The organism is Kitasatospora sp. NPDC043949 (genome assembly GCF_056435365.1).
Window position 1 is genome coordinate 1 of sequence record NZ_JBWKEQ010000066.1, and the last position, 26,436, is coordinate 26,436.

At 73.4% G+C, this 26,436-nt stretch carries 27 protein-coding genes and 2 pseudogenes; 17 read left to right on the forward strand and 12 right to left on the reverse strand.

The genetic code is table 11. From position 1 onward, the window contains the following. The 5 genes and pseudogenes from AC07AL_RS34235 to AC07AL_RS34255 form a co-directional block, all read right to left on the reverse strand. A pseudogene (locus AC07AL_RS34235) lies at positions 1–200 on the reverse strand (electron transfer flavoprotein subunit beta); the annotation flags it as partial. A gap of 235 nt (positions 201–435) precedes the next feature. After that, positions 436–1,233, reverse strand: a complete 798-nt coding sequence (locus AC07AL_RS34240) for a family 1 encapsulin nanocompartment shell protein (protein WP_350884446.1) — start codon at positions 1,231–1,233, stop codon at positions 436–438. A gap of 28 nt (positions 1,234–1,261) precedes the next feature. Then, complete coding sequence (locus AC07AL_RS34245) at positions 1,262–2,305, reverse strand: Dyp-type peroxidase (RefSeq protein WP_363585625.1); 1,044 nt, start codon at positions 2,303–2,305, stop codon at positions 1,262–1,264. A gap of 309 nt (positions 2,306–2,614) precedes the next feature. Continuing rightward, the gene (locus tag AC07AL_RS34250) at positions 2,615–3,238 is read right to left on the reverse strand and encodes an FMN reductase (protein WP_478319304.1); all 624 of its coding nucleotides are present in this window, start codon (positions 3,236–3,238) and stop codon (positions 2,615–2,617) included. Further along, complete coding sequence (locus AC07AL_RS34255) at positions 3,235–4,362, reverse strand: LLM class flavin-dependent oxidoreductase (RefSeq protein ID WP_400844807.1); 1,128 nt, start codon at positions 4,360–4,362, stop codon at positions 3,235–3,237. The genes AC07AL_RS34250 and AC07AL_RS34255 overlap by 4 nt, the downstream gene beginning before the upstream one ends. A gap of 158 nt (positions 4,363–4,520) precedes the next feature. Here AC07AL_RS34255 and AC07AL_RS34260 point away from each other — a divergent pair, with 158 nt between their 5' ends. Then, positions 4,521–5,282 (forward strand): PP2C family protein-serine/threonine phosphatase, encoded by a 762-nt coding sequence (locus AC07AL_RS34260; RefSeq protein WP_363585628.1) that lies wholly within the window; start codon positions 4,521–4,523, stop codon positions 5,280–5,282. 128 nt (positions 5,283–5,410) lie between these two features. Here the strand turns inward: AC07AL_RS34260 and AC07AL_RS34265 are convergent, their stop codons facing one another. After that, positions 5,411–7,705 (reverse strand): M9 family metallopeptidase, encoded by a 2,295-nt coding sequence (locus AC07AL_RS34265; protein WP_478319305.1) that lies wholly within the window; start codon positions 7,703–7,705, stop codon positions 5,411–5,413. 250 nt (positions 7,706–7,955) lie between these two features. After that, a complete protein-coding gene (locus AC07AL_RS34270; protein WP_363585630.1) occupies positions 7,956–8,525 on the reverse strand; it encodes a DoxX family protein in 570 nt (189 codons plus the stop codon). Positions 8,526–8,708: 183 nt separating this feature from the next. Between AC07AL_RS34270 and AC07AL_RS34275 the strand changes: the two genes are divergently transcribed. Beyond that, entirely contained in the window at positions 8,709–9,305 is a 597-nt protein-coding gene (locus AC07AL_RS34275; RefSeq protein WP_363585631.1) for a TIGR03086 family metal-binding protein, read from the forward strand. 80 nt (positions 9,306–9,385) lie between these two features. After that, on the forward strand, positions 9,386–9,907 hold the full coding sequence (locus AC07AL_RS34280; RefSeq protein WP_363631380.1) for a hemerythrin domain-containing protein: 522 nt from the start codon (positions 9,386–9,388) through the stop codon (positions 9,905–9,907). A 3-nt stretch (positions 9,908–9,910) separates the two neighbouring features. On the opposite strand, the gene AC07AL_RS34285 is transcribed toward AC07AL_RS34280, so the two are convergent. Next, on the reverse strand, positions 9,911–10,699 hold the full coding sequence (locus AC07AL_RS34285; protein ID WP_363585633.1) for a VOC family protein: 789 nt from the start codon (positions 10,697–10,699) through the stop codon (positions 9,911–9,913). 120 nt (positions 10,700–10,819) lie between these two features. After that, complete coding sequence (locus AC07AL_RS34290) at positions 10,820–11,401, reverse strand: Uma2 family endonuclease (RefSeq protein ID WP_363585634.1); 582 nt, start codon at positions 11,399–11,401, stop codon at positions 10,820–10,822. A 237-nt stretch (positions 11,402–11,638) separates the two neighbouring features. Between AC07AL_RS34290 and AC07AL_RS34295 the strand changes: the two genes are divergently transcribed. The 4 genes from AC07AL_RS34295 to AC07AL_RS34310 all read left to right on the forward strand — a co-directional run bounded on the left by AC07AL_RS34295 (position 11,639) and on the right by AC07AL_RS34310 (position 16,342). After that, positions 11,639–12,316 (forward strand): TetR/AcrR family transcriptional regulator, encoded by a 678-nt coding sequence (locus tag AC07AL_RS34295; protein WP_363585635.1) that lies wholly within the window; start codon positions 11,639–11,641, stop codon positions 12,314–12,316. A 171-nt stretch (positions 12,317–12,487) separates the two neighbouring features. After that, positions 12,488–14,017: an MFS transporter gene (locus AC07AL_RS34300; protein ID WP_400989506.1), complete on the forward strand. Its 1,530-nt coding sequence runs from the start codon at positions 12,488–12,490 to the stop codon at positions 14,015–14,017. A 237-nt stretch (positions 14,018–14,254) separates the two neighbouring features. Beyond that, positions 14,255–15,865 carry a cytochrome bc1 complex cytochrome b subunit gene (gene qcrB / locus AC07AL_RS34305; RefSeq protein ID WP_478319306.1) on the forward strand — a complete coding sequence of 537 codons (1,611 nt, stop codon included), beginning with the start codon at positions 14,255–14,257 and terminating at the stop codon, positions 15,863–15,865. Between the two features lie 36 nt (positions 15,866–15,901). Further along, complete coding sequence (locus tag AC07AL_RS34310) at positions 15,902–16,342, forward strand: PPOX class F420-dependent oxidoreductase (RefSeq protein ID WP_363585638.1); 441 nt, start codon at positions 15,902–15,904, stop codon at positions 16,340–16,342. 107 nt (positions 16,343–16,449) lie between these two features. Here the strand turns inward: AC07AL_RS34310 and AC07AL_RS34315 are convergent, their stop codons facing one another. Together AC07AL_RS34315 and AC07AL_RS34320 are read right to left on the reverse strand one after the other, a co-directional pair. After that, positions 16,450–16,653, reverse strand: coding sequence for a hypothetical protein (locus AC07AL_RS34315; RefSeq protein ID WP_363585639.1), 204 nt, complete (start codon positions 16,651–16,653; stop codon positions 16,450–16,452). Beyond that, positions 16,650–16,919 carry a DUF1876 domain-containing protein gene (locus AC07AL_RS34320; protein WP_063346968.1) on the reverse strand — a complete coding sequence of 90 codons (270 nt, stop codon included), beginning with the start codon at positions 16,917–16,919 and terminating at the stop codon, positions 16,650–16,652. Before AC07AL_RS34320 ends, AC07AL_RS34315 begins: the two co-directional genes overlap by 4 nt. Positions 16,920–17,074: 155 nt before the next feature. Here AC07AL_RS34320 and AC07AL_RS34325 point away from each other — a divergent pair, with 155 nt between their 5' ends. The 9 genes and pseudogenes from AC07AL_RS34325 to AC07AL_RS34365 all read left to right on the forward strand — a co-directional run bounded on the left by AC07AL_RS34325 (position 17,075) and on the right by AC07AL_RS34365 (position 24,554). Beyond that, positions 17,075–17,917, forward strand: coding sequence for a YndJ family protein (locus tag AC07AL_RS34325; protein ID WP_478319307.1), 843 nt, complete (start codon positions 17,075–17,077; stop codon positions 17,915–17,917). Next, entirely contained in the window at positions 17,914–18,426 is a 513-nt protein-coding gene (locus AC07AL_RS34330) for a DUF1990 family protein (RefSeq protein ID WP_363585641.1), read from the forward strand. Before AC07AL_RS34325 ends, AC07AL_RS34330 begins: the two co-directional genes overlap by 4 nt. A gap of 85 nt (positions 18,427–18,511) precedes the next feature. After that, entirely contained in the window at positions 18,512–19,252 is a 741-nt protein-coding gene (locus AC07AL_RS34335) for a hypothetical protein (protein WP_363631391.1), read from the forward strand. Positions 19,253–19,366: 114 nt separating this feature from the next. Further along, a pseudogene (locus tag AC07AL_RS34340) lies at positions 19,367–19,768 on the forward strand (thioredoxin family protein); the annotation flags it as partial. Between the two features lie 154 nt (positions 19,769–19,922). Next, the gene (locus tag AC07AL_RS34345; RefSeq protein WP_363631392.1) at positions 19,923–20,657 is read left to right on the forward strand and encodes an alpha/beta hydrolase; all 735 of its coding nucleotides are present in this window, start codon (positions 19,923–19,925) and stop codon (positions 20,655–20,657) included. A 140-nt stretch (positions 20,658–20,797) separates the two neighbouring features. Beyond that, complete coding sequence (locus tag AC07AL_RS34350; protein ID WP_400811433.1) at positions 20,798–21,016, forward strand: hypothetical protein; 219 nt, start codon at positions 20,798–20,800, stop codon at positions 21,014–21,016. Beyond that, positions 21,013–22,455: a dihydrolipoyl dehydrogenase family protein gene (locus AC07AL_RS34355; protein ID WP_363585645.1), complete on the forward strand. Its 1,443-nt coding sequence runs from the start codon at positions 21,013–21,015 to the stop codon at positions 22,453–22,455. Before AC07AL_RS34350 ends, AC07AL_RS34355 begins: the two co-directional genes overlap by 4 nt. Before the next feature lie 169 nt (positions 22,456–22,624). Then, on the forward strand, positions 22,625–23,719 hold the full coding sequence (locus AC07AL_RS34360) for a WD40/YVTN/BNR-like repeat-containing protein (RefSeq protein WP_478319308.1): 1,095 nt from the start codon (positions 22,625–22,627) through the stop codon (positions 23,717–23,719). A 73-nt stretch (positions 23,720–23,792) separates the two neighbouring features. Further along, positions 23,793–24,554, forward strand: coding sequence for a GNAT family N-acetyltransferase (locus AC07AL_RS34365; protein ID WP_363631397.1), 762 nt, complete (start codon positions 23,793–23,795; stop codon positions 24,552–24,554). 61 nt (positions 24,555–24,615) lie between these two features. On the opposite strand, the gene AC07AL_RS34370 is transcribed toward AC07AL_RS34365, so the two are convergent. After that, on the reverse strand, positions 24,616–25,473 hold the full coding sequence (locus AC07AL_RS34370; RefSeq protein WP_363585648.1) for a DMT family transporter: 858 nt from the start codon (positions 25,471–25,473) through the stop codon (positions 24,616–24,618). Between the two features lie 74 nt (positions 25,474–25,547). Here AC07AL_RS34370 and AC07AL_RS34375 point away from each other — a divergent pair, with 74 nt between their 5' ends. Further along, complete coding sequence (locus tag AC07AL_RS34375; RefSeq protein WP_363585649.1) at positions 25,548–26,414, forward strand: MurR/RpiR family transcriptional regulator; 867 nt, start codon at positions 25,548–25,550, stop codon at positions 26,412–26,414. The last annotated feature ends 22 nt before the right edge of the window (positions 26,415–26,436 follow it).

A 26,436-nucleotide genomic window follows, 5' to 3' on the forward strand; every position in this document is an offset into this window, starting at 1 on the left:
TCCGGCCCGACCGTCAGCACCGTCACCTCGGCGCCCTCGTTCGCCGCCGCGATCCGCAGCGCCTGCTCCACGCCGTACTCGTCGAGCTCCGACAGGAGGCCGTCCACACCCTCCCGGTCGGTGGTGTGGTCGTCCGCGAACCGACGGTCACCCGTCGCGTCCGGCACGTACTTCACACAGACGACGATCCTCAAGCTCATGAGTGGTTCTCCTGTCACGGTCGCGCTGGTCGATGGCCTCACGTCATGCCGAGGGTACTGAGTGCCAATCCCGGCCCGGCCGCGCCCTGCGCGCCGTGGGCGCCACCTGGACCGGCATACCGTGTCGGCGCTCTTCGACTGGTGTCGGAGGCTCCGTGAAGAGGATACGGCACTCAGTACCCCTGGTAAAGGAACTCAGTACCCTTCCCGGTGTGTGCTGGGCCTCAGGACGCCCTCAGGCGGCCAGCACCACGGCGGCCTCTCCCGTGTAGACGCGGAAGGTGAGGGACTCCTGGAGGTAGAGCCGCACGGTGTCGGCGTCGTGGGAGAGGTAGCCGACGGAGACGTCCTGGCCGAGGAAGAGTTCGAAGTCGCCGCCCCGGGTGGACAGGAGGAGCGCGCCCTCGATGGCGGGGGCCCAGATGATGTCCCCGTCGAGGAGGCGGGCGAGGTGGTTGTGGACGGGGTAGCCGTGGTCGCTGGTCTCGTTGACGGCGGTGAAGGTGTCCGCGCCGAGCAGGAGCGAGTAGGGGCCGCCGACGCCGGCCAGGCGCAGCGCGGTGAGGGCGCGGCTGACCGCCTCGGGGTACTCGCGGACGTCCTCGGGGAGCTGGACCGGCGGGTTGGTGGAGCCGGCTCGGATGCCCTCGATGGCGGCGGCGCGGTAGCCCTCGAAGACGGCGCGGTCCTCGGCGAGGGCGATGGTGCGGGCGGCGTCCTTCACCGGCTGCCAGTCGGAGTCGCGGGAGCCGCGCTCGACGTCGTCGACGGCCTCGCGGCGGACGGTGAAGGGGACGCGCAGCTCGACCACCGGCTGGGCGGCGCGGGCGTGGGCCTGGACGCCGTCGGCGGGCGGTTCGATGCCGGTCAGGTGGCCGGTGCCGACGGCGGCGAGGGTGGAGCCGTCGGGGCCGTTCAGGTCGACCACGCGGCGGCCGGCGATGTGGAGCTTGAAGGTCTGGCGGGCCTCCTCCTCGATCTCCGCCCAGGCTGCGGCGGAGACGGGGGCGAGGTCGCGGTGCAGGTTGTTCATGGTGCGGGTCCTTGTCGGGAGGTCCGGTTCAGGGCGTGCCGCGCAGGCTGCCGATGCCGAGTGAGCCGGTCGCGGGGGGAGTACTCGGCGCGGGTGGAGCGGGCGGCGCGGGCGGCGCCGACCGCACCGGGGGCGCCGATGGCGCGGGCGGCGGGGCGTCGAGGAAGTCGGCGGTCGGGACGAAGAACAGCGAGCCGGTGGCGGCGGTGGAGAAGTCGAGCAGCCGGTCGGTGGTGCCGGGCGGGCGGCCCACGAACATGTTGCGCAGCATCTCCTCGGTCACCTCGGGATCGCGCGCGTAGCCGATGAAGTAGGTGCCGAACTCGCCGCCGCGGTCGAACGAGCCGAAGGCCATGTTGTAGCGGACGATCTTCCGTTCCTCGCCGTCCGGCCCGGTCACGGTGCTGAGCGCGACGTGCGAGTCGGCCGGTTTGACGGCGTCGTCGAGCTCGATGTCGGTGAGCTTGGTGCGGCCGACCGCCCGCTCCTGGTCCTCGACGCTCAGCGCGTTCCACGCGTCCAGGTCGTGCAGGTACTTCTGGACGATGACGTAGCTGCCGCCGGTGAAGTCCGGGTCCTCGGCGCCGACCACGGCGGCGGTCTCGGCGGCCCGGCCCTCGGGGTTCTCGGTGCCGTCGACGAAGCCGAGCAGGTCCCGGTCGTCGAAGTACTTGAAGCCCTGGACGGAGTCCACCACGGTGGCCGCCCCGGCCAGCCGGCCGGTGAGCTGGCCGGCCAGCTCGAAGCAGAGGTCCATCCGGGCGGCCCGCAGGTGCAGCAGCAGGTCACCGGGGGTGGCCGGGGCCCGGTGACGGGTGCCGGCCACCTCCCGGAAGGGGTGCAGGCCGGCCGGCCTGGGGCCGTCGAAGAGCCGGTCCCAGGCGTCCGAGCCGACGCCGGTGACGCAGGTGAGGCCCCCCTCGGGGACCCGGAAGCCGACCGCGCGGCGCAGCCCGGCGAGGTCGGGCAGCAGGTCGCGGACGGCGTCCTCGCCGCCGGGCTCGACGGTGAGGACCAGGAAGACCGCCGCGCTGGTCAGCGGGGAGAGCACGGCTTGCGGTTCGGCCTGCATGGCGAGGGTTCCTCCACGGTGGCGCGGGAGGCCGGGCGGCGTCCCGCTCATGGCCGGTGGTCAGCGTGCCGCGGCTGCCGCCGACCGGGCGGGCCGACGGTGTGACGGACCAGCGGCGTGACGGACCAACGGACATCTGATCATGCGTACGATTACACCCCATAGCGGACCATTCGGCGCGGGCGGCACTCCCCCGAACGGCCCTCCCGGACGCGCCGTCCGCCGAGGCCGTTCGGGGGCGCCCGCGGCCGGTGGGCACGCGGAAGGGGCGGACGCGCCGTCACGCGCCCGCCCCTTCCACCCCGGCTGTCAGACCCGCAGGGCCGCCAGCTGCTCGGCGAACGGCACCACCTGTTCGGGCAGCGCCGGCGCCGCCGGGCCGCGGCCGGCCAGCAGTGCCGCCAGTTCGCCCGCCGCGCGGTCGATCCGGCCCGGGAGGCCGTCGGTGAGCCCGTCCCCCGCCGCGCCCCAGTCGTCGGTGGCCGCGTAGACGGCGGTCGGCACCACCACCGCGCGCAGGTAGCTGAACAGTGGCCGGACGGCGTGCTCCAGGGCGAGCGAGTGCCGGGGCGTGCCGCCGGTGGCGGCGATCAGCACCGGCTTGCCGGTGAGCGCGTCGTGGTCGACCAGGTCGAAGAAGGACTTGAACAGGCCGCTGTAGGAGGCGGTGAAGATCGGTGTCACCGCGATCACCGCGTCCGCCCCGGTCACCGCGTCGATCGCCCCGCGCAGCGCCGCGCCGGGGAAGCCGGTGACGAAGTGGTGGGCGATCTCCGTGGCCAGGTCGCGCAGTTCGACCACCGTGACGTCCACCTGCCGTCCGTCATCGGACAGTTGACGGATCGTCGATTTGGAGAGGCGGTGGGCCAGCAGCCGGGTCGAGGACGGCTTGCTCAGCCCGGCGCTCACCACCACCAGCCGGTACGCGCTCACTTGGCCACCTCCACGATCTCCCCGTCGACGGACTTCCCGTCGGCGGACTCCTCGTCGCGGGCCGCGACCCGCGCGGCGTGCGTCGGCCCGTCCGGCACCGCGGCCGGGCGGTTCCTGGCGAACTCCTCGCGCAGCACCGGTACGACCTCCTCGCCGAGCAGGTCCAGCTGCTCCAGCACGGTCTTCAGCGGCAGGCCGGCGTGGTCCATCAGGAACAGCTGGCGCTGGTAGTCGCCGAAGGACTCGCGGAAGGCCAGCGTCTTCTCGATGACCTCCTGCGGGCTGCCCACGGTCAGCGGGGTCTGCTCGGTGAACTCCTCCAGCGAGGGCCCGTGCCCGTACACCGGCGCGTTGTCGAAGTACGGGCGGAACTCCCGCACCGCGTCCTGCGAGTTGCGCCGCATGAACACCTGCCCGCCGAGGCCGACGTACGCCTGCTCGGGCGTGCCGTGGCCGTAGTGGGCGTAGCGCTCGCGGTAGAGGGCGATCAGCTTCTGGAAGTGCTCCTTGGGCCAGAAGATGTTGTTCGCGAAGAAGCCGTCCCCGTAGTAGGCGGCCTGTTCGGCGATCTCCGGGCTGCGGATCGAGCCGTGCCAGACGAACGGCGCGACGCCGTCCAGCGGGCGCGGGGTGGAGGTGAAGGACTGCAGCGGGGTGCGGAAGCGGCCCTGCCAGTCCACCACCTCCTCGCGCCACAGCTGGTGCAGCAGCGCGTAGTTCTCGATCGCGAGCGGGATGCCCTGGCGGATGTCCTTGCCGAACCACGGGTAGACCGGGCCGGTGTTGCCGCGGCCCATCATGAGGTCCACCCGGCCGTCGGCGAGGTGCTGGAGCATCGCGAAGTCCTCGGCGATCTTCACCGGGTCGTTGGTGGTGATCAGCGTGGTCGAGGTGGAGAGGATGATGCGGTCGGTCTGCGCGGCGATGTAGCCGAGCATGGTCGTCGGCGAGGACGGGACGAACGGCGGGTTGTGGTGCTCGCCGGTCGCGAAGACGTCGAGGCCGACCTCCTCGGCCTTGCGCGCGATGGCCACCATGGCCTTGATCCGCTCGTGCTCGCTCGGGGTGCGGCCGGTGGTCGGGTCGGGGGTGACGTCGCCGACGGTGAAGATTCCGAACTGCATGCTGCTCACCACACTCCAGGTCGGCCCCTCGCCCGGGCGCTCGGGGCGCACGGGGCTCTCGGGGCGGATCGTTAAACTTTCAATCACCTTAGCACCCGGGTGCGGATCGTTATTCCCGCCCACAATTGAGGGGGGAGCTCCGGAAGGGCGGCGAACCGATGGCGACGTACATCGCGGTGAGCGCGCTGAGCCACGAGGGCCTGGTGCGGCAGCACAACGAGGACAGCCTCACGGTCGGGCCGTGGACACTCTGCGCCACCGTGACCGGCAACCCGCAGACCCTGCTGTTCCCGCTCGGCCCGCCCTGCGTGGTCGCCGTGGCGGACGGCCTGGGCGGCCACCCCGGCGGCGAGGTCGCCAGCGCCCTGGTGGCCCGCCGGCTGGCCGCCGACGGCACCGGACTGGACGGCGAGGAGGCCGTCCGGGAGGAACTCCAGGAGTGCAACCGGGCGGTGTACGCGGCCGCCGCCGGCGAACCCGAGCTGGCCGCGATGGGCACCACGGTGGCCGGCCTGGTACTGCTGCCCGACCGGGCGGTGGCCTTCAACGTGGGCGACAGCCGGGTCTACCAGGTCACCCCGGACGGGCTGCGCCGGGTGAGCGTGGACGACAGCCCGCCGCTGCCGCCCGGCCGGCGCACCACCTCGGTGGTCACCCAGACCCTGGGCGGCTCGCTCGGACTGACCTTCGTCGAGCCGCACGTGCGCGCCGCACCGCTGGCCGCCGGCGACCGCTACCTGGTGTGCAGCGACGGCCTGACCGACCCGGTGCCGGAGGAGGAGCTGGCCGCGCTGCTCGCCCGGCCGCACGACGGCTCCGACCGCGCCGACGGGAGGGCCGCGTTCGAGCTCTGGAAGGCGGCGATCGCGGCCGGCGGGCCGGACAACATCACCCTGGCGCTGGTCCGGATCGGCGAATAGGCCCTGTCACCGACCTCCGTGGTCAGTACACCTGGCCGCCGACGGGAACGGACCCGCCCCGGCGGGGCGCCGAAGCGCTCCGCCGGGGCGGTCACCTGTCCGTGTTCGGTCGCTCGACGAGCGTCCGGTCAGAGTTCGCTCGTGACGCTCACCCCGCTGAAGCCCTGCTGGGCGTAGAGGCTGAAGTAGACGTAGCCGGCCGGCGGGTTGGTGATCGTCAGGGTCTCGGAGTTGTCCGGCCCCGCCGAGTGCGCCGTGCTGGCGTCGGTGTACGCCCAGGAGGCCGGGTTGTAGTAGAGGTCGCCGTTGCCGGTGCCGCCGCTGGTGGTGACCTTCACCTGCTTGGTGCCGGCCGGCACCAGGAGGTAGAAGTGCGCGTAGTTGCCGGTGGTCGCCGCGATGTTGCTGCGGGCGCAGTTGGCGTCCAGCTTGCGGATGTCGGTGCCGGCGCACTCCGGCAGCTGCGGCTGGGTGGGCGTGCCACCGCCGGAGGCGCAGGCGCCGTTGGCGCACGCCGTCAGCCAGCTGTCGAAGCCGGCGTCGTAGCGGGTGCCGATGGTGGTCTTGAGCAGGGTGCGGGCGCCGGCCCAGTCGCCCGCGCGGTACTTGGCGAGGACGGAGTCCAGGTCGCCGCGGTGCTGCTCCAGCATGTAGCGGACGGCGAGGTAGCCCCAGCGGTAGACCCGGTCCTGGTCACCGTAGGCGGTGTCGAAGAGGTCGCTCAGCTTGTAGGTGTGCTGGGCGGCCGCCGCGATGGCGGCGTCGTTGGTCACCTTGCGGTACGAGTACGAGATGTACTCGGCGAAGCCCTCGACCCACCAGACGGTCGGGGTGGTCATGCCGGCGTTGAAGTCGCCGTACATGTCGAACCGGCCGTCGAGGTAGTGGGTGTACTCGTGGTTGAGGTTCCAGATCTCGAACGACGGGCGGGCCCACTCGGCCTCGTAGCAGAGGAAGCGCGGCTGGTTGCCGGCCTTGGCCGGGTCGCCCTCCAGGTACATGCCGCCGTTGTTGGTGTCGATGCCGTAGATGGCCGCGGCCAGCACCTGGTAGTCCAAGGAGGAGTGGAAGACCACGACCTCGATCGTGGTGTTGCTGTCGTCCTTGACCGGACCGTTGTCGCGCACCACCGAGTGGAAGTACGCGTCCTGGCCGGTGAGGCTGGTGCAGGCGGTGCCCAGCTGGGTGTTGTCCAGCGCCTGGGCGATCAGCTTGATGCTCGGGCTGCAGGTGTAGTTGACCGTCAGCACGCCCGCCTTGAGCTGGTCGGAGGCGTTGCAGGTGCCGTAGTAGGCGCAGTTGGCGGCGTCGTAGTAGCCGACCCCGTCCGCGACCGCGGCCCACTGGTAGACGGTGCGACCGTTCGGCGCGGACTGCGCGACCAGCGACTTGGCGAGCGGACGGACCTTGGGCTGGAGCGCCGTGTCCTTCAGGAAGCGGGTCAGCTCCTTGGCCGCGTTGTAGACCAGCACGCCGAAGTCGCCACCGAGCTGGTCGTTGTTGCGGGTCGCGAAGCCGGACAGCGCGTCCAGCACGCTCGGGTCGGCCTCGACCGCCGCGTCGAAGCCGGTCACCTGGTGGCCGCGGAACAGCACCGTGAAGACCGGGTTCACCGCCCAGGCCATGCCGGCCGGGTTCCAGGTGGCGCTGTTGTAGTCGTTCAGCAGCTGCTTGACCACCGGGAGGTAGCGGATGTTCTCCTGCGCGCTGTCGATCAGGGTGACGGCCTCGCCCAGGATGGGCGCGTTGCCCGCGGCGACGTCCCGCACGTGCGCGCCGCCGAAGAAGGCGTCCAGCCCGGAGCGGATCGCCGTCTGGAGGGCGGTGCCGTAGGTGCCGACGTCGTCCTTGTGGTACCACTGCGCGAAGTACCCGGCGCGCAGGTACAGCACCAGTTGCTCGACGGAGGTCGAGTTGTCGCCCGGGTAGCTGCCGGACGCGTCGCGCAGCGCGTACGCCACGGTGGTCATCTGCTCCTCACGGAACGCGCCCCTCGCGTCCGCGCCGGTGAGCTGGAAGAGCCCGTTGATGCACTGGATGTCGGCGGCCTTGATGTGCTGGACCAGGTCGCCGCCCGTCCGGCCGGTGAAGTCGCCGACATTGCAGGGCTGTGCGGCCGCCGCGCCGAGGGCGAAGGCCTTGGCGGTCGGCCGGGCCTCGGCCGGCCGAGTGTCGAGCGGGAGCGGGGCTCGCTGGTCGGCAGAGGCGAACTGCCGGTCGGTGTGGCCGCGTTCGGGGGCGCCGGCGGCGGGCTGCGGCGCCGGTCCGGCGGGGGTGGTGGGGGCGGACGCGCCGCCGCCGGGGGCGGCGGCGGGGGCGGCCTTGCTCTGCGGGGCGAACAGGCCGATCGTCAGGAACATGGTCAGGGCGAGTACTAACAGCCTTGCCAGCTGTGGGAGTCGCAGCAGACGCGCGGAACTCACGTGGGGGCCTCCGGGCCGTCGTCGGCCGCATTGGGGGTGCGGCCGGTGGGGTGGTGAGGACCGTTGGCGACGGCGCCTCGTGGGCGGCTCCGTCGTGCACACGGTGGGGAGTGTGACATGTACCATGGCACACATCACATGACGTTGGATAGCCCCGCTCATGTGAGCGATTGGCGGGGGAACGACGCAGGGGCCGTGATGGCGAATCGCCACCACGGCCCCTGCGTTTGGGGGTTGACGCCCCGCTCGACTACTTCCGCAGCAGCAGGATCACGCCGGCCGTCACCAGGCCGACCAGAACCGCCGCCGCGCCGTACGCCAGCCGGTGCGCGCGCAGCACCGGCAGGAAGCGGTCCACGGCGTAGCGGCCCGGGCCGGTCAGGGCGAGCGCGGCGGCACCCGCCGTGAGGAGCAGCTCGTACTCGCTGCCCTTCGGGGCGAAGAAGCCGCCGCCCCAGGTGACGGCGATCGCGTTGACCATCGTGCCGACGATCGCGGCGCCCGCCAGCGGGGTCAGCAGGCCGACGGCGAGGGCGAGTCCGCCGAGCGTCTCGGTGAGGCCCGCGACCACGGCCATGGCGTTGCCCGCCGGGTAGCCGCTCATGGTGAAGAACTGACCGGTGCCGTCGATCCCGCCGCCGCCGAACCAGCCGAACAGCTTCTGGCTGCCGTGCGCGGCCATGGTCAGGCCGAGGGCCAGGCGCAGGAGCAGGAGTCCGGCGTCGTAGGCGTGCGGGGAGGTCGTCGCGGAGTCGGGGGTCACCCGGCCCGGGAGGACGGTGGTGGTGGGGGCGGTCGTGCTCGGGCTGCTGCTCGGCATGCGCGTCTCCATCGATCGGGATCGGTCGTAGGGGTGTGGTGGCGCGGCCGGGCGGGTCGCCCCGCGACTGTTGTTCAAATTTGAACCGGCCACTCCTCGACCGTACCTTGGAGTTCGAATTTGAACAACTGACGCATCGTGGACAACTCGCGGGCCGGACCCCGCCCGGGGCAGGGTGGAGACATGGCTCAACGCAGGCAGCACCGGCGGACCGCGAAACCCGGCACGCCCTACCCCGAGGCCCTCGCCGCCTTCGGCGAACGCGTCCGGCTGATCACCCCCCGCCAGTGGGACGCCCCCACCCCGTGCGCCGGCTGGTCCGTCCGCGAGCTCGTCAACCACCTCACCGGCGAACAGCTGTGGATCCCCGAACTGCTGATGGGCGCCACCATCTCCGAGGTCGGCGGCCGCTTCGACGGCGACGTCCTCGGCGACGACCCGGTCACCACCTGGACGGAAGCCGCCGACGCCGCCCGGGACGCCTTCGCCGTCCCCGGCGCCACCGAACTCACCGTCCACCTCTCCTTCGGGGACGTCTCCGGGCAGTACTACCTGGACCAGCTCACCACCGACCTGGTCATCCACAGCTGGGACCTCGCCGAAGCCATCGGACGGCACACCCGGCTCCCGGCAGAACTCGTCGACTTCGCCCTCGGCGAGTTCGCCGGCTACGGGGACCTCTCCGGGAGCGGCCTGTTCGACCCGCCCCTGCCCGTCCCCGACGACGCCGGTCCGCAGACCCGCCTGCTCGCCCTCACCGGGCGGCGCGACCGGCCCTGACCTGCGGCGACCGGCGTGGTGCCGGACGCCGGATACTGGAAGGAGCGGGGGCCGCGATCCGTGCGAGAGGCGGGCACGCCATGAGCCGCAGGCCGGACATCCTCGGCGAGTTCACCGCCGACCACCGGGCGGTCACCGAGCTGCTCGACCGGATCGAGCAGGCACCCACCGGCGCCGCCGAGCGCACCGACCTGCTGGCCCGGCTGACCGACCTGCTGTTCACCCACTGCGCGGCCGAGGAGGAACACCTCTTCCCGCTCGTGCAGCACGACGTGCCGGACGGCGGGGCGCTGGTGTTCGGCAGCATCCACGAGCACCTGGCGATCGGGCAGTACCTCTCCGACCTCCAGGGGCTCGGCCCGGCCGACCCGGCCTTCGACACCCTGCTGCGCGGCCTCGCCGACACCCTGCGGCGCCACCTCGCCGTCGAGGAGAAGCAGCTCTTCCCGGCCGCCCGCAAGGCCCTGCCGGCCACCACCCGAGCCGCGCTCGGCGACCGGCTGCGGGCCGAACGCGCGGAAACCGCCGAAGACGCCGAAGACGCCGAGGCCACCGGGCCCGCCGAGGCAGGCACCGCCGAGGCAGGCACCGCCGAGCCGTGAGCCTCAGTTCTTCGGGCTGATCACCGCGAAGCGGCCGCCCTCCCGGTCCTGCAACCGGGCCACCCGCCCGTACGGGGAGTCGAAGGCGGCTCCCACCGCCGAACCGCCCAGCTCCACGGCCCGGGCCAGCGCCCGGTCCGCGTCCGGGACGGCGAAGGACACCTCCCAGTGCGGCGGCAGCCCCGCCGCACCGCCCGCCTGCTCCCGCGCCAGCGCGGCCACGCTGTGGCCCTCCGCCCGCAGCACCACCCGGTCGTGCTCCCAGCGGACGTCGAACCGCTCCGGGTCACGGCCGTCCCAGCGGAACACCTGCCCGTAGAACAGGGCCGCCGCGAACGGGTCCGGCGTGCGCAGCTCGATCCAGACCGGTGCGCCCGGCAGGTCCAGCCGCCGGGCCCGGCCCAGCGGGCCCTCCCAGATGCCGAACACCGCCCCGGCCGGGTCCGCCGCGAAGGCCACCCGCCCGGCGTCGAAGGCCAGCGGGCCCACCGCCAGGGTCGCGCCGCGCTCGCGCACCGCGTCGGCGGCCTCGTCCGCGCTCTCCGTACCGAAGTAGCTGGTCCACGCCACCGGCATCGCCCAGTCGCTGCCCGCGACCCCCAGCCCGGCCACCGCCTCCCCGCCGGTCACCGCGTGCAGGTACGGGCCGAAACGGTCCGGCCCCGGCTCGAACTCCCAGCCGAGCAGCGGCCCGTAGAACGCCTTCGCCCCCTCCAGATCCCGGGCCGTCAGGCTCACCCAGCACGGAACGGCCGCCACGCAGCGCACCTCGGCGGTCTCACCGCTGCCCATCGCGGACCTCCTCGCCACCCGGCCGCCGGGCCCCTCCCGACTCCCACGGCCCACCGGCCGCCCGGGACGCCCACAGCCTAGGCCGAAGGGCGTAGCGCGTTCCGGGAGGCATGGCCGGGATCAGCACACCCAGTTCTTGAGCGGCTCGGTGTCCAGCGAGATCCCCACCGGCTCGGGGAGGTGGACGGTCTTGCCGAACGGGAGGATCTGCGCGGTCTCGTAACGGACGCCGTCGGGCTGGCTGTAGACGGTGACCTCGGCGGAGTCGCGGTCGATCAACAGGTAGACGGGGATGCCGGCCTCCGCATAGGCCCGAGGCTTCTCGACACGGTCCCGCTGATTGGTATCGGAGTCGTAGGAGGTGACCTCGGCGACCATCAGCACGTCGCTGGTCTCGGCCCACTCCGCCGTGCCGACGAAGGCGTCTGCGTGCGCCAACGTGCCGTCCGGGCGGGCAAAACTGCCACGGTAGCCCTGGATCTTCAGCCCCTGATCGTGCAGATAGAGCTCAGGCCGAGCCTGAATGCAGATCCGCAGCAGCCACTGAATCATGCGGCCGTGGTCGCCGCCTGGCACGGGCTTGACCCCCAGCTTCCCGTTGATGAGCTCCGGCCGGATGCGTTCGGCAGTTCGAGCCAGAAGACGAGCGAACTCCTCGAACTCCTCGGGCAGCATCTGCGGGCGGTCGGAGATCGCGGTCACGGGCTTTCCTCCTTCGCCTGGGCACCCTGTGGGGCAACGAACACACCGGCAAGTGGTCACGGGCCATCTGGATTCCGACGATAGCGCCCACCGCCCGGCCCTCCCGGTCACACCAGAGCGGGTAAATGTGACCCAGGTCACATGGAAAGGCGAAATTTCCGGGGAAGGAATCCCCGTTTGGTCTTTCGTAGACAGAAGCGGGGAGAACTTCCCCGGTATCCTGAAGGAGCAGTCGCCGTGACCACCGCCGCCACCGAGCCGGTCCGACCCGTGGAGACCGTCCGTGCGCCCAAGCTGCGCGCTGACGCGACCCGCAACCGGGAGCGGATCGTCCTGGCGGCTCGCGACGCCTTCGTCGAGCACGGCGCGGACGTGCCGCTGGACGAGATCGCGAAGCGGGCCGGGGTCGGCAACGCCACGCTGTACCGGAACTTCCCGGACCGCTCGGCGCTGGTCCGCGAGGTGGCACTGCTCGTCAAGAGCCGTATCCTGGCCCTCGCCGAGACGGCGACGGTCGAGGCGGACGCCCCTGACGGCGTCCCGTTCGACGCCCTGCAGCGGTTCGCGCACGCGACCGTCGCGGAGAAGCTCGGCGCGCTCTGCCCGATGTTCACCAGCCATGTCGACCCGTTCGACCCGGACCTCACCGAGGCCCGCGAGCGTCTGACGGCCGCCGTGGGCGGTCTGATGGAGCGCGCCCGGGCGGCGGGTGAACTGCGGGCGGACGTCGACCACGGTGACCTGTTCATCGCGATCAGCCAGCTGACCCGGCCGCTGCCGGGGACGTCCTGCCAACTGCTCGACGACTTCGTCCACCGGCACCTGCAGCTGTTCCTGGACGGGCTGCGCACGCCGGCCCGTTCGGTGCTGCCCGGCCGGGCCGCAACCTTCGAGGACTTCCAACCCCACCACTGACCCACCAGCGGTACCCCGACCGACCGACCCGCCCTCCGGACCAGGCCGACCACCGGCCCGCCAGGAGCCGATCCCCGCACGCCCCGCACCGACGCCCCGTACGGCGACCAGCCGTCCCCGTACGGCGGTCGACCCTTGTCGCACGCCACGCACCGTGAAGTGAGTACCCCCATGCCTGAAACCGACGCCCGACCGGCGACGCTGCCCGATCCCCGGCGCTGGAAGGCGCTGATATTCATCGGCCTCGCCCAGCTGATGGTCGTCCTGGACGCCACCATCGTGAACATCGCCCTTCCGTCCGCCCAGCGGGACCTGGGCATCTCCGACGGCAACCGCCAGTGGGTGATCACCGCCTACGCGCTGGCCTTCGGCGGCCTGCTGCTGTTCGGCGGCCGGATCGCGGACCTCTGGGGCCGCAAGCGGACCTTCGTGGTCGGCCTGGCCGGCTTCGCCCTCGCCTCCGCGCTCGGCGGCGCCGCGGCCAACACCGCGATGCTGCTCGGCGCCCGCGCCCTCCAGGGCGTGTTCGGCGCACTGCTCGCCCCGGCCGCGCTGTCGCTGCTGGCGGTGACCTTCACCGAGGCCAAGGAGCGCGCCAAGGCCTTCGGCATCTACGGCGCGATCGCCGGTGGCGGTGGCGCGATCGGCCTGATCCTCGGCGGCCTGCTGACCGAGTACATGAACTGGCGCTGGACCTTCTTCGTCAACGTCCCGTTCGCCATCGTCGCCGCCGCGGGCGCCGTCCTGGTGATCCGCGAGCCCGCCGAGGGCCGCAACCGCAACCGGCTGGACGTCCCCGGCGTGCTGCTGGTGACCACCGGCCTGGTCTCGCTGGTGTACGGCTTCACCCGCGCCGAGTCCAGCGGCTGGACGGCTGCCAGCACGCTGGCGCTGTTCGTCGCGGCCGCCGTGCTGCTGACCGCGTTCGTCCTGGTGGAGCGCCGGGTCAAGGCCCCGCTGCTGCCGCTGCGCGTGGTGCTGGACCGCAACCGCGGCGGGGTGTACCTGTCGCTCGGCCTGGCCGTGATCGGCATGTTCGGCCTGTTCCTGTTCCTGACCTACTACCTGCAGCTCGTGCGCGGCTACAGCCCGGTGCTGACCGGCGTCGCGTTCCTGCCGATGGTGGCGGGCATGATCACCGGCTCGACCCAGATCGGCGCCCGGCTGATGACCCGCGTCCCGGCGCGGTTCCTGATGGCCCCCGGCTTCCTGGTCGCCTCGATCGGCATGCTGCTGCTGAGCAACATCGGCCTGGACACCTCCTACCCGATGCTGATCCTGCCCGGCCTGGTCCTGATGGGCCTCGGCATGGGCACCGCGTTCATGCCGGCGATGAGCCTGGCCACGCACGGCGTCCAGCCGCGCGACGCGGGCGTCGCCTCGGCGATGGTCAACACCTCGCAGCAGGTCGGCGGCGCCATCGGCACCGCGCTGCTGAACACCATCGCGGCCAGTGCCACCACCAGTTGGCTGGCCTCGCACGCGACCGCCGCGGCGGCCGCGTCGCCGGCCGCCGCCCAGACCCTGCAGTTCCAGGGCATGGTGCACGGCTTCACGACCGCGATCTGGGTGTCCTTCGGGATCCTGGTGGCGGCCTCCGCGATCGCCTTCACCCTCGTGAACGCCGGTCGCCCGGACGCGGCGTCGGCGTCGGGTGCCGGTGCGGCGAAGAACGACGAGGTGCCGGTGCTGGTGCACTGACGCCTGCGGGTTGCTCGGGTGCGTACGCGGCCCGTCCGGTGTCCCCTTCCTGGGGCTCCGGGCGGGCCGCTCGCTGTTTCCGGGTCGACGGTTCCGGGGTCGACGGTTCCGGGGTAGGCCATTCGGGGTCTGGATCACAGCGACCCCGGGTAGAAGTGGGGACCGCTCCCCGATTATGGTGGCCCCAGCGAGAAGCGGGGAACTATCCCCACTTCCTTCCGACCGAGGTGCGTGCACATGACCCGGAATCAGAACCCAGGACGGGGGCGGCGGGCCGTCGACTGGGCGGACGGCCGGCTGGGGATCCACACCCTGGCCAGGGCCAACCTGCGCAAGATCTTCCCGGACCACTGGTCCTTCATGCTGGGCGAGATCTGCCTGTACACCTTCCTGATCATCATCCTGACCGGCGTCTGGCTGACCCTGTTCTTCAAGCCCTCCATGGGCGAGGTGATCTACGACGGCTCGTACGTGCCGCTCAAGGGCGTGCCCATGTCGCAGGCCTACGCCTCGACGGTGGACATCAGCTTCGAGGTCCGCGGCGGGCTGCTGATCCGGCAGATCCACCACTGGGCCGCCGTGGTCTTCGTCGCGGCCATGTTCGTGCACATGATGCGGGTCTTCTTCACCGGCGCGTTCCGCAAGCCGCGCGAGGTCAACTGGGTCTTCGGCTTCCTGCTGCTCTTCCTCGGCATGCTGGACGGCTTCTTCGGCTACTCGCTCCCGGACGACCTGCTCTCCGGCACCGGCATCCGGTTCATCGAGGGCGTGCTGCTGGCCATCCCGCTGGTCGGCACCTACCTCCAGATGTTCCTGTTCGGCGGCGAGTTCCCCGGGCACGACATCATCCCGCGGTTCTTCACCGTCCACGTGCTGCTCGTGCCCGGCATCATGCTCGGCCTGCTGGTGGCGCACCTGATCCTGGTCTTCCACCACAAGCACACCCAGTGGGCCGGGCCCGGGAGGACCGAGAAGAACGTCGTCGGCATGCCGCTGATGCCGGTCTACCTGGCCAAGGCCGGCGGGTTCTTCTTCCTGGTCTTCGGCATCGTCGCGCTGATGTCCGCCGTCGCCACCATCAACCCGATCTGGGCGTACGGCCCGTACCGCCCCGACCAGGTCTCCACCGACGCCCAGCCCGACTGGTACATGGGCTTCGCCGAGGGCCTGATCCGGGTGATGCCCGGCTGGGAGGTCGGGCTCTGGGGGCACACCCTCAACCTCGGCGTGCTGATCCCGTTCACGCTGTTCCCGGTGATCCTCGGCGCGATCGCGGTCCACCCGTTCATCGAGAGCTGGGTGACCGACGACAAGCGTGAACACCACCTGCTGGACCGGCCGCGCAACGCGCCCGTCCGCACCGCGCTCGGCGCCGCCTGGATCAGCCTCTACCTGGCGATGCTGGCCGGCGGCGGCAACGACCTCATCGCCACCCATCTGCACCTGTCGCTCGACACCATCACCTACGCGGTGCGGATCGGCTTCTCCGCCGTCCCGGTGGCCGTCTTCGTCATCACCAAGCGCTGGTGCCTCGGCCTCCAGCGCCGCGACCGCGACAAGGTGCTGCACGGACGCGAGACCGGCGTCGTCAAGCGCCTGCCGCACGGCGAGTTCACCGAGGTGCACGCCGGGCTCGCGCCCGCCGAACTGCACCGGCTCACCGCACACGAGCAGCCCCGCCCCCTCGAACTGCCGGCCCCCGTCGACGAGAATGGAGTCGCCCGGAGCGCGGACGTGCTCACCCGCACCCGCGCCCGGCTGTCCCGCGGATTCCACGGCGAACACGCCCGGATCGCCAAGCCCACCGCCGAGGAGTACCGCGAGATCACCGAGGGCCACGGGCACTGACCCACGACCCCGGTCCCCACGCCAGAGGGAGGACAGATGCACGACCGATCCGACCAGCTCGCCGACAACAGATACCTCCTGCTCACCACCTTCGGCGAGGACGGCACCCGCCAGGACTCGCAGATCTGGGTGGTGCCCGACGGCACGGCGCTCGGCGTCTGGACCCCGGCCCACTCCGGCGAGGCCGAACGGATCCGGCGCCACCCCCGGGTGCTGGTCGGCCCGTGCGACTCCCACGGGCGCCCGACCGGGCGGCCGGTGCCGGCCCGCGCACGGCTCTGCGACCCGGACGACACCGCCCGCTACCGCACCTCGCTGATCAACAAGTACGGCCTGACGGCGCTGATCGCGCTGGCCCGCAGCCGGTTTCGGGTCGGGCTGGCCGGGACAGTCGGCATCCGGATCACGCTCAACGAGCTGGAGCAGCGGCTGGTCGGGCCCGAGTGGCAGCTGCCGACGACGTACTGCGTCAACTGACCCCGTCGGGCCGCCTGATGGCGCCGGGGGCGGGACCGGGGCACGGACCGACCCCGCCCCCGGCGCCGTTCGCGTGGTGAAGCGTTCGCGCTGCCGGGGGCCACTTCTCAGGGCCCGTCGTCCGGCGCCTTCGCCAGGTCCCCGGGTTCGCACGCCTCCCGGCCCGTCGCCACGTGCACGACCCTGACCGCCCGGTCGGGGCCGCCGGGCACGACCTGCTGTTCGTGCCCGCAGCGCGGGCAGATCAGCGGGATGCGCGGACGGTGCTCCCGGCCGCCGGCGTGGCCGCCGTCCGGGTGCGGGGCGCTCACGTCAACGGGTGGGTCGGGACCGGGCTGACCTCCTGGATCTCGCCGTGGGCCTTGGTGAGCAGCTGCGAGGCCAGGTCGTTGAGGGCTCTGGCCCCCGCGATCTCCTCGCCGACCCGCAGCTGTTCCGGGTCCGAGGGGTGGCGGCTGCTGTAGCCGTGGGCCCGTAGTTCCCTGCCGTCGCGCAGCCGCAGCATGGCCGCGGCGGTCGTGCGCGGGCCGTCCTCGCGGAACTCCATCTCGATGTGCCAACCGACCAGAGTCTGCATGGCGGATCACCTCCATCGGTTACTCCTCCAGAGTGCGCCGCACCCACCGTGAACACCAGGGCAGGCGGACCGGGGGCGAGTTGAACGCGTTCAACTCTGCGGCGTAGAGTCGTCGACGACCAAGATTTGAACGCGTTCAAGGAGGCGCTTCCGGCATGGGCAAGGGCACGACGGAGCTGGTGAACCTGCTGGTCCTGCTCGGTATGGGCGCCGTCGTCCCGCTCGGCCTTGCCCTGATCGGCGAACCCGGCCTCGCCCGCGTCCGCCGGCTCTGGCCGCTCGCCGCCGTCCCCGGCGCGCTCTCGCTCTGGCTCCCGCGCGGCGGCCTCGCCACCGGCAGCGCCGCCCTCTACGCTCTCGGCACCCTGGCCGTCGCCCTCCACGCACCGCTGCGGCTGCGCCGGACCCGCTCGCTCGCGCCCGCCGAACTCGCCGTCCTCACCGCGCTCGCCGCCCCGGCGGTGGCCGGCACCGCCCTGGTCGCCGAGCGCTCCGGCTACCCGCTGTTCGACTTCGAACCACACGTCCTGGCGCTGACCGTCCCGCACTTCCACTACGCCGGATTCACCGCCGCCCTCGTCGCCGGGCTGGTCTGCCGCAGCACCCCGGCGGGTTCCGGCGCCGCCCGCTGCGCCGCGCTCAGCGTGCCGGCCGGGACGCTGCTGGTGCTCGCCGGGTACTTCCTCGGCACCTGGGTCCAGTTCGCCGGGGCCTGCGTGCTCACCACCGGGATGTGGCTGGTCGGCCTGGTCACCTGGCGCGACCTGCGGCCGCGCGCCGCCGACCCGGTCACCGCCCGGCTGCTCACCGCCTCCTCGGCCGTCCTCGCCCTCACCATGCTGCTCGCCCTGTGGTGGGCCCTCGGCCAGGCGTCCGGGCTCCCCCACCCCACCCTGGCCTGGATGGCCGCCACCCACGGCGTCGGCAACGCGCTCGGCTTCGCGCTCTGCTCGCTGCTCGCCTGGCGCCGGATCACCACCGCGGAGGACCACCGATGACCGACCTCAGCTACCCGGAGCAGGGCGCCAGCGCCACCGGCCACCTGCCCGGCGGGTACCGCCACCTGCGCCACCGGGCGCTCGTCGGCCGGGGCCGCCCCGCCCTGGAGGTGGCCGGGGCCGCCCTGCTCGGCTGGCGGATGCACCGGCTGGCCGGCGTGCGGATCGACGCCGACGCGGACCGGGCCGCCCCCGGCGTCGCCGTGCACTGCGCGATCGGCGTCGGCCCGCTCCGGGCCGGCGCCCCCAACCGGGTGCTGGCCACCGTCGACGGCCCGGACCGGTACGGCTTCACCTACGGCACCCGGGCCGGCCATCTGGCCCGCGGCGAGGAGACGTTCCTGGTCGAACTGGAGGCGGACGGGGCGGTCTGGTTCAGCGTGACCGCCTTCAGCCGTCCGGTCGCCCGGTACGCCCGGCTGGCGGGGCCGCTGCTGCCGCTCGCGCAACGGGCCTTCGCCCGGCGCTGCGGCCGGGTCCTGGCCCGGATCGCGGCGGACGCGGGGTAACGCCTTGGCCCGACGGGCGGGCCGTCCGACATGATCACCCGGTGATGCGCACACAGTCGGCCCTCGATGTCGCCGCGGGGCAGCCGTGACCAGCTTCCTGACCCACCGGGCCCGGGTGCACGACGAGCGGCTGCCGGCGCGCCGCCGGTTCAACGCCCTGCGGACCTGCCTGACCTGCTTCGCGCCGTACGGCTTCCGGGCCACCTACCACCACCTCACGCTCAGCGCCCGGATGCCCCGGCTGCTGGAGGCCGACCCGGACTCGCTGGTGCGGGCCGTGGAGGAACTGCACGAGGCACGGGTCCTGTGGCTGGCCGGGGCGCAGGAGTACGCGGCGCGGCGCCGGGCGGAGAAGCGGGCCGGGCGGCGGCAACCGCCCGAGCCGGTGTGGTGGAACCGCCCCTGGTGGGGCGCACCGGACGCGGCCTGGCGGGCGGACCCCTTCCTCCACCCGCCGCTGCGGCTGCCCGACTACGTCCGTCGGCAGAACGCGCTGCTGGACGGCGCCGAACTGCCCGGCTGCCCGGCCTGCGGGGACGAGGAGCCGGTGCTGTCGCGCTCGACCGGCCACGGCCTGGCCGAACTCTGCCGGACCTGCGCCTGGGTGCGGCAGCCGTGCCCCTGCGGACGGTGGCACAGCTTCGAGCCCGCCCTGCGGGTCGGCTGGAACCGCATCTGGCAACGGCAGCACCTGATCGGCGACGCCACGCCGAACCCGCGCTGGCCCGGCGTGCAGGGGCCGGCCCGGGTCGAGCGGCTGGCGGTGTACGAGGTCTCCCGCCCGTGGGGTTTCCGCTCCGCACGGTGTGTGGCGCCCGGGCGCTGAACCGGCGCGGGCAGCTGCCGGCAGAGGCGGCCACCGGCGCGCGGCCGCGGAATACCCCGTCGGGGCGCGCGGTTGTCGCGAGCACGTGATCGGTAGCGCCGCCTCCGGAAGGGAAGGAATCGCGAGATGAGCAGCACGGTCGAGCTGACCAAGGAGAACTTCGACGACATCGTCCCTGGTCCGGAGGGCCAGGACTTCGTCCTCATCGACTTCTGGGCCGGGTGGTGCGGGCCGTGCCGCCAGTTCGCCCCGGTGTACGAGAAGGCGGCCGAGCGCCACACGGACCTCGTCTTCGCCAAGGTGGACACCGAGGCGCAGGTGGAGCTGGCCGCCGCGTTCGGGATCCAGTCGATCCCCACGCTGGCGATCATCCGTGAGGGCGTGCTCGTCTTCTCGCAGGCCGGTGCGCTGCCGGAGTCGGTGTTCGAGGACCTGATCGGCCAGGCCAGGAAGCTGGACATGGCCGAGGTGAAGCGCAAGGTGGCGCAGGAGCAGGCGGCCGGGGGCCAGGCCTGACCCGCCCGGGCGTCCGGGCGTCCGTTCGTCCGAGGGCCCGGGGAGTCACGCTCCCCGGGCCCGGCCGCTCGGAAATCCGGACGAAGTCCGGCCGGGGTCGGTCCTAGAGTCGTCCGCGACGGAGATCCCGCCCGACCGCGAGGAGCGACCCACCATGAGCACGTTCGTACTGGTCCCCGGTTTCTGGCTCGGCGCCTGGGCCTGGGACGAGGTCGCCGCGCCGCTGCGCGCCGCCGGGCACACCGTCCACCCCGTGACCCTGCCCGGGCTGGCGGAGCGCGCGGGCGAGGCCGAGCCGATCGGGCTGGCGGAGCACATCGCCGCGCTGGCCGACCTGCTGGTCCGCGAGGACCTTTGGGAGGTGGTGCTGGTCGCGCACAGCGGTGCCTGCGCCCCGGCCGGCGGTATCGCGGACCGGATGCCGGAGCGGATCCGCCGGGTGGTCTACCTGGACAGCGGCCCGATGATCGACGGCGGTTCGCTGTACGACCTCTGGCAGCCCGACCACCGTGCGGCGGCCGATGCCTCGGTGGTCGACGGCCGCCTCCCGATGCCCTCCTGGGCCGACCTCGCCGCCGACGGCGCCGACGTGGAGGGCCTGGACGAGGCCGCGCTCGCCCGGATCCGCGAGCGGGCCACCCCGCACCCGGCCGGGGCGTACCGGGACCGGCTGCGGCTGACGGGCGCCTCGGCCGCGCTGCCGCAGGCGCTGGTGACCTGTTCCTTCCCGCTCGCCCAGGTGCAGGCGATGATCACGGCCGGGCACCCGTGGTTCGCCGGGCTCGACGGGCCGAACTGGGAGCTGCGCGAACTGCCCACCGGGCACTGGCCGATGTTCTCCCGCCCGGCCGACACGGCGGCGGTGCTGGCCGAGCTCGCGGCGCTCTGACCCGCCCTCGGCTCGGGCCCGTCGGCGGGTTCGACTGCGCGAAGCCCCGCCGGCGTCGCAGGATGGGCACGGCGCCGGGTACGCGGCCCGGCGCCCGTCCGGCCGGGGGCCGGATCCCACGGGAAGGCGAGCCCCTGCGGATGCACGCGGAGCGCGAGAAGTGGCCGCTGGAGGCCGTTCGGGTCAGGCTCGGGTACGAGACGAACGGCAGCCGCGGGCCGACCTCCCGGAAGGTCGCCCTCACCGGCGCGCCGGCCGACGCCCGGCGCGCCCGGCTGCTCGACGTCCGCGACCACACGCCCGTCACCCTGGCCCTGCGGGCCGGGGTGGCCATCGACACCACGGAGGACCGGGTATGACCAGCAGCGCCGAGGAGTACGACGTCATCGTCCTGGGGGGCGGCCCGACCGGCGAGAACGTCGCCGACCGGACGGCCTCCGCCGGGCTGCGCACGGTCGTCGTTGAGGCCGAACTGGTCGGCGGCGAGTGCTCGTACTGGGCCTGCATGCCGAGCAAGGCGCTGCTGCGCCCGGTGGCCGCGCTGGCCGAGGCCCGCGCGGTGGCGGGCTCCCGGGAGGCGGTCGGCGGCAGGCGGCTGGACCCGGCCGCGGTGCTGGCCCGGCGGGACTCCTTCACCTCGCACTGGAACGACGACGGCCAGGTGCAGTGGCTGCGGGACGCCGGCATCGAGCTGGTGCGCGGCCACGGCCGGCTGGCGGGCGTGCGGACCGTCACCGTGGAGGCCGAGGACGGCACCGAACGGGTGCTCACCGCCCGGCACGCCGTCGCCGTGTGCACCGGCAGCCGTCCCGTGCTGCCCACGGGCGTGCCGGGGCTGGCGGAGGCCCACCCGTGGACCAACCGGGAGGCGACCGCCGCTCCGGCCGTGCCCGGGCGGCTGGCGGTGGTCGGCGGCGGCGTGGTCGGGGTGGAGCTCGCGACCGCCTGGCGGGCGCTCGGCTCCGAGGTGGTGCTGCTGGTGCGCGGCGACCACCTGCTGCCGCGGATGGAACCGTTCGCGGGCGAGCTGGTCGCGGAGGGCCTGCGCGAGGCCGGGGTGGACCTCCGGTTCGGGACGGAGGCCACCGCGCTGGAGCGGGCGGACGGCGCCGGGCCGGTGGTCCTGACGCTCGGTGGCGGCGAGCGGCTGACCGTGGACGAGGTGCTGTACGCGACCGGACGGGCCCCGCGCACCGCCGACGTCGGGTTGGAGCAGGTCGGGCTGAAGCCGGGCGGCTGGCTGGAGGTGGACGACAGCTGCACCGTGCTCGGCGTCGACGGCGAGTGGCTGTACGCCGCCGGGGACGTCAACCACCGGGCGCTGCTCACCCACCAGGGCAAGTACCAGGCCCGGATCACGGGCGCGGCGATCGTGGCCCGCGCCCAGGGGCGTGCGCTGGACACCTCCCGCTGGGGCGCGCACGCCGCGTCGGCCGACAGCGCGGGCGCGCCGCAGGTCGTGTTCACCCATCCGGAGGTCGCCGCCGTCGGACTGACCCTGGCGGCGGCCGAAGGGGCCGGTCTGCGGGTCAAGGCCGTCGACCACGACTTCGGCGCCGTCGCCGGGGCCTCGCTGTACGGCGACCACTACCGCGGCCGGGCCCGGGTGGTCTTCGACCTGGACCGCGAGGTGCTGGTCGGCGCCTGCCTGGTCGGCCCCGGGGTCGCCGAACTGCTGCACTCGGCGACCGTCGCCGTGGTCGGCGAGGTGCCGATCGACCGGCTCTGGCACGCCGTGCCCTCCTACCCGACGATCAGCGAGGTGTGGCTGCGGCTGCTGGAGGGCTGCCGGGGGTGAGCCGGGCGGGTGAGCCGGACGCACGGGTGAGCCGGACGCACGGGCCTTCCTGGTGAGCGGGCCTTCCGGGTGATCGGGCGCGGCGAGATGTGGCCACCGGTGGACGGCGGGACACTGGGCGCCGGGGGCCGTCCCGGGGGGCCGTACTCGTCACCAGGTGGTGTGGGGCATGACCGAAGTGCTGTTGGCCGTCGGAACCGAGAAGGGCCTCTTTCTCGGCCGCAGCCGCGACCGGCTGGACTGGGAGTTCAGCGGGCCGCACTTCCGGATGAACGCGATCTACTCCGTCTCCATCGACCGCCGCGACGGCCGCACCCGGTTGCTGGTCGGCGCCGACAGCAGCCACTGGGGGCCTTCCGTCTGGCGCTCCGACGACCTCGGCGCCACCTGGTACGAGCCGCCGCGGCCGGCGATCCGCTTCCCCGAAGCCACCGGCGCCTCGCTCACCAGGGTCTGGCAGCTCCAGCCGGCCGGCCCGGAGGCCCCCGGCGTCGTCTACGCGGGCACCGAGCCCGCCGCGCTGTTCCGCTCCGAGGACGGCGGCGAGACCTTCCGCCTGGTCGAGTCGCTCTGGAACCACCCGCACCGGACCGACTGGGGCGCCGGCTACGGCGGCCAGGGCCTGCACACCGTCGTCACCGACCCCCGCGACCCGCAGCGGCTGCTGGTCGCCGTCTCCACCGGCGGCGTCTACCGCAGCAAGGACGGCGGCGACAGCTGGGAGCCCGCCAACACCGGTCTGCGCGCCGAGTTCCTCCCGGAGGAGGGCCAGTACCCCGAGTTCGGCCAGTGCGTGCACAAGATCGCCCCCGACCCCGTCGACCCCGACCGGCTGTACCTGCAGAACCACGGCGGTGTCTACCGCAGCGACGACTGGGGCGCGAGCTGGCGCTCCGTCGCCGACGGACTGCCCGCCGCGTTCGGCTTCGCCGTCGCCGCCCACCCGCGCCGGGGCGACACCGCCTACCTGTTCCCGCTCGGCGGCGCGGACGACCGCATCCCGCCCGACCGCCGTTGCCGGGTCTTCCGCACCACCGACGGCGGCACCAGCTGGCAGCCGCTCGCCGACGGCCTGCCCGGCGAGGACCACTACGGCATCGTGCTGCGCGACGCGCTGCGCACCGACGACGCCGAACCGGCCGGGATCTACTTCGGCAACCGGACCGGCGACGTCTACGGCAGCCACGACGAGGGCGAGAGCTGGTCGTTGCTGACTTCCCACCTGCCGGACGTGCTCTGCGTCCGCGCCGCGGTGGTGGCCTGACAATTCGGTTGCCCCCGGGAGCGCTCTCGTCGACCATGACAGCGGACGAACGACCGTACGAATGGGGCTTGGTGTGACCGAGACGGATTTGATGATCGGGCGTAACGGCGAGGGCGTACCGGTGGTGCGCTACCTCCCGGGCGAGCGGGAGGGCCGGCCCTGGGCCGACCTGCTGGAGGTGGTGGACGAGACCGGCGGCATCGACCCGGTGGAGTTCGTGCGCACCGAGATGGCCGGGTGGGTGGTCTCCGGGACGCCCGAATTCGGCCTCGCCCTGCTGGAGCACGGCGCCACCGTGCTCCGGCACGCCCACGCCATGCGGCGCGACCTGGTCGCCGACCCGCCGCCCGCCGACTGGACCGGGGCCCCGCTGCACGGCGGCCTGCGGGCCGTGCCCTGCGACCGCGCGCCCGAGGACCTGTTCGAGGCCTGGCGGGCCGCGTTCGCCCCGGGGCACCCGGACCACTTCGCGGGCGACGACCGGCAGGCGCTGGCGGAACGGATCGCCCCGCTGCTCGCCGGCGAGGTCATCGGGCCGGTGCTGCCGTCCAGCCTGCTCGCCGTGGACGCGCAGGACCGGGTGGTGGCCGGGATCGTCCTCACCGACCGCGGCGGCCTGCCGTGGATCGCCGACGTCTTCCGGCACCCGGAGCTCGGCTACCGGGGCCTCGGCGCGGACCTGCTGCGCCGCGCCCTCGCCGACGCCGCCGAACGCGGGCTCGTCGAGGTGCAGTTGGCCGTCACCGACGGCAACCCGGCCCGCCGGCTCTACGAGTCCCTGGGCTTCGAGCTGCTGAGCACCGCGCTGACCGTGATCGTGCCGGAGAAGGGCTGACGGCCACCGGGCCCTGTCCGGCCGGTCTCGGGGGATCGGCCCGCGATCGGCCGGACAGGGCCTACGGCCGGGCCAGCTCCAGGACGGCTATCCCGGCCAACACGGTGAGGCTGGCGCTCAGCCGCAGACGGCCGAGCCGCTCGCGGAACACCACGGTGGCGATCAGGGCGGCGATCACGATGCTCGTCTCGCGCAGCGCCGCGATCGTCGCCAAGTCCCCCCGGGACTGCGCCCACACCACCAGGCCGTAGGCCGTCAGCGAGAGCACGCCTCCCGCGATCCCCACCGGCACCACCTTGCCGACCCCGGTCAGCAGCGAACGGCCGCGCCGGGCCCAGGCGATCAGCGCGAGCGTCGGCCCCTGCAACAGGAACAGCCAGGCCACATAACCGCCGACCGTCCCGGCGTGCCGGACGCCGCTGCCGTCCAGCACCGTGTAGACGGCGATCATCACGCCCGTCCCGGCGGCGGCCCCGAGCGCGGGCAGTTGCGCCCGCCCCGGGACGCCCTTGGCGAAGGCCAGCCCGATCAGGCCGCAGGAGATCACCACCACGCCCAGCAGCTCGCCCGCGCCCGGGTGCTGACCGAGCACGGTGGCCGACAGCAGGGCCACCAGCAGCGGCGCCGAGCCGCGCGCGATCGGGTACATCTGCCCGAAGTCGCCCAGCTGGTAGGCGCGTAGCAGCAGGACCGTCGACGTCGTCTGGACGGCGACCGAGGCCAGCAGGTACGGCCAGGACGAGGCCGCCGGCAGCGGGTTGAGCAGCACCAGGACGAGCGCGCACGCGGTGTAGGTCAGGTTGATCAGCGCGAAGCCGACCAGCTTGTCCGCGATCCGGTGGGCCAGGCCGTTCCAGACAGCGTGCAGCACGGCCGCGGCGAGCACGGCCACCGGCACGGCCGGCACGATCTCGGACATGGCGAAGCTCCCCTCCGACGGCCTTCCGGCGATCCGGCACGGCCTGGAACCGAATTCCACGCTACCCTAGCGCCATGGAAGGACATTCCGACATGACGCCCCTGGAGTCCCAGCTCGCCGCGCGGATCCGGGCCCGGCTCGGCGACCTGCGCGGCGCCGAGGCGCGGGTGGCCGAGGTGGTGCTCGACCGGGGCGCCGGCCTGGTGCACCTGAGCGTCAGCGACGTCGCCGCACTGGCCGGCACCGCCCCCTCCTCCGTGGTCCGGGCCTGCCAGCGGCTCGGCTTCCGCGGCTACCAGGAGCTGAAGATCGCCGCCGCCCGGCACTCCCCCGCCACGGCCCCGGCCCCCGCCGACGACGCGCGCGACCCGGCCGCCCGGGCCCTCGCCGACACCCTGCGGGCCGCCCGCGCGGCCCTGGACGGGATCACCGCCACGCTCACCGCCGACGACCTGCGGGCGGCCGCCGAGGTGCTGGCCGGCGCCGGCCAGGTGGTACTGGTCGGCTCCGGACTGTCCGGCGCGGTGGTACTCGACCTCGCCTACCGGCTGCGCGCGCTCGGCCTGCGCGTCGACGCCCCCGCCGACCCGCTCACCGCCCAGCTGGCCGCCGCCCAGCTCCCGCCCGGCGGCGTCTGCTTCGCGGTCAGCCACGGCGGCGCCACCCCGCTGGTGATCGACGCCGCGCGCCGGGCCCGGGCGGCCGGGGCGGCCGTGGTCGCGCTCACCAGCTACGCCCGCTCACCGCTCACCGAGACGGCCACCCACACCCTGGTCGCGGGCGGGCAGGACCTGGTCTTCGGCCTGGAGACCACGGCCAGCCGGCTCGCCCACCTGGCCGCCGTCGACGCGCTGGCCCAGACCCTGCTGGCGCTGCGCGGGCGACCCGCCGAACAGGCCCTCGGCCTCTCGGCGGACATCACCGCGGACCACACGTACTGACCGCGGCGGGCGTCCGGCGGCG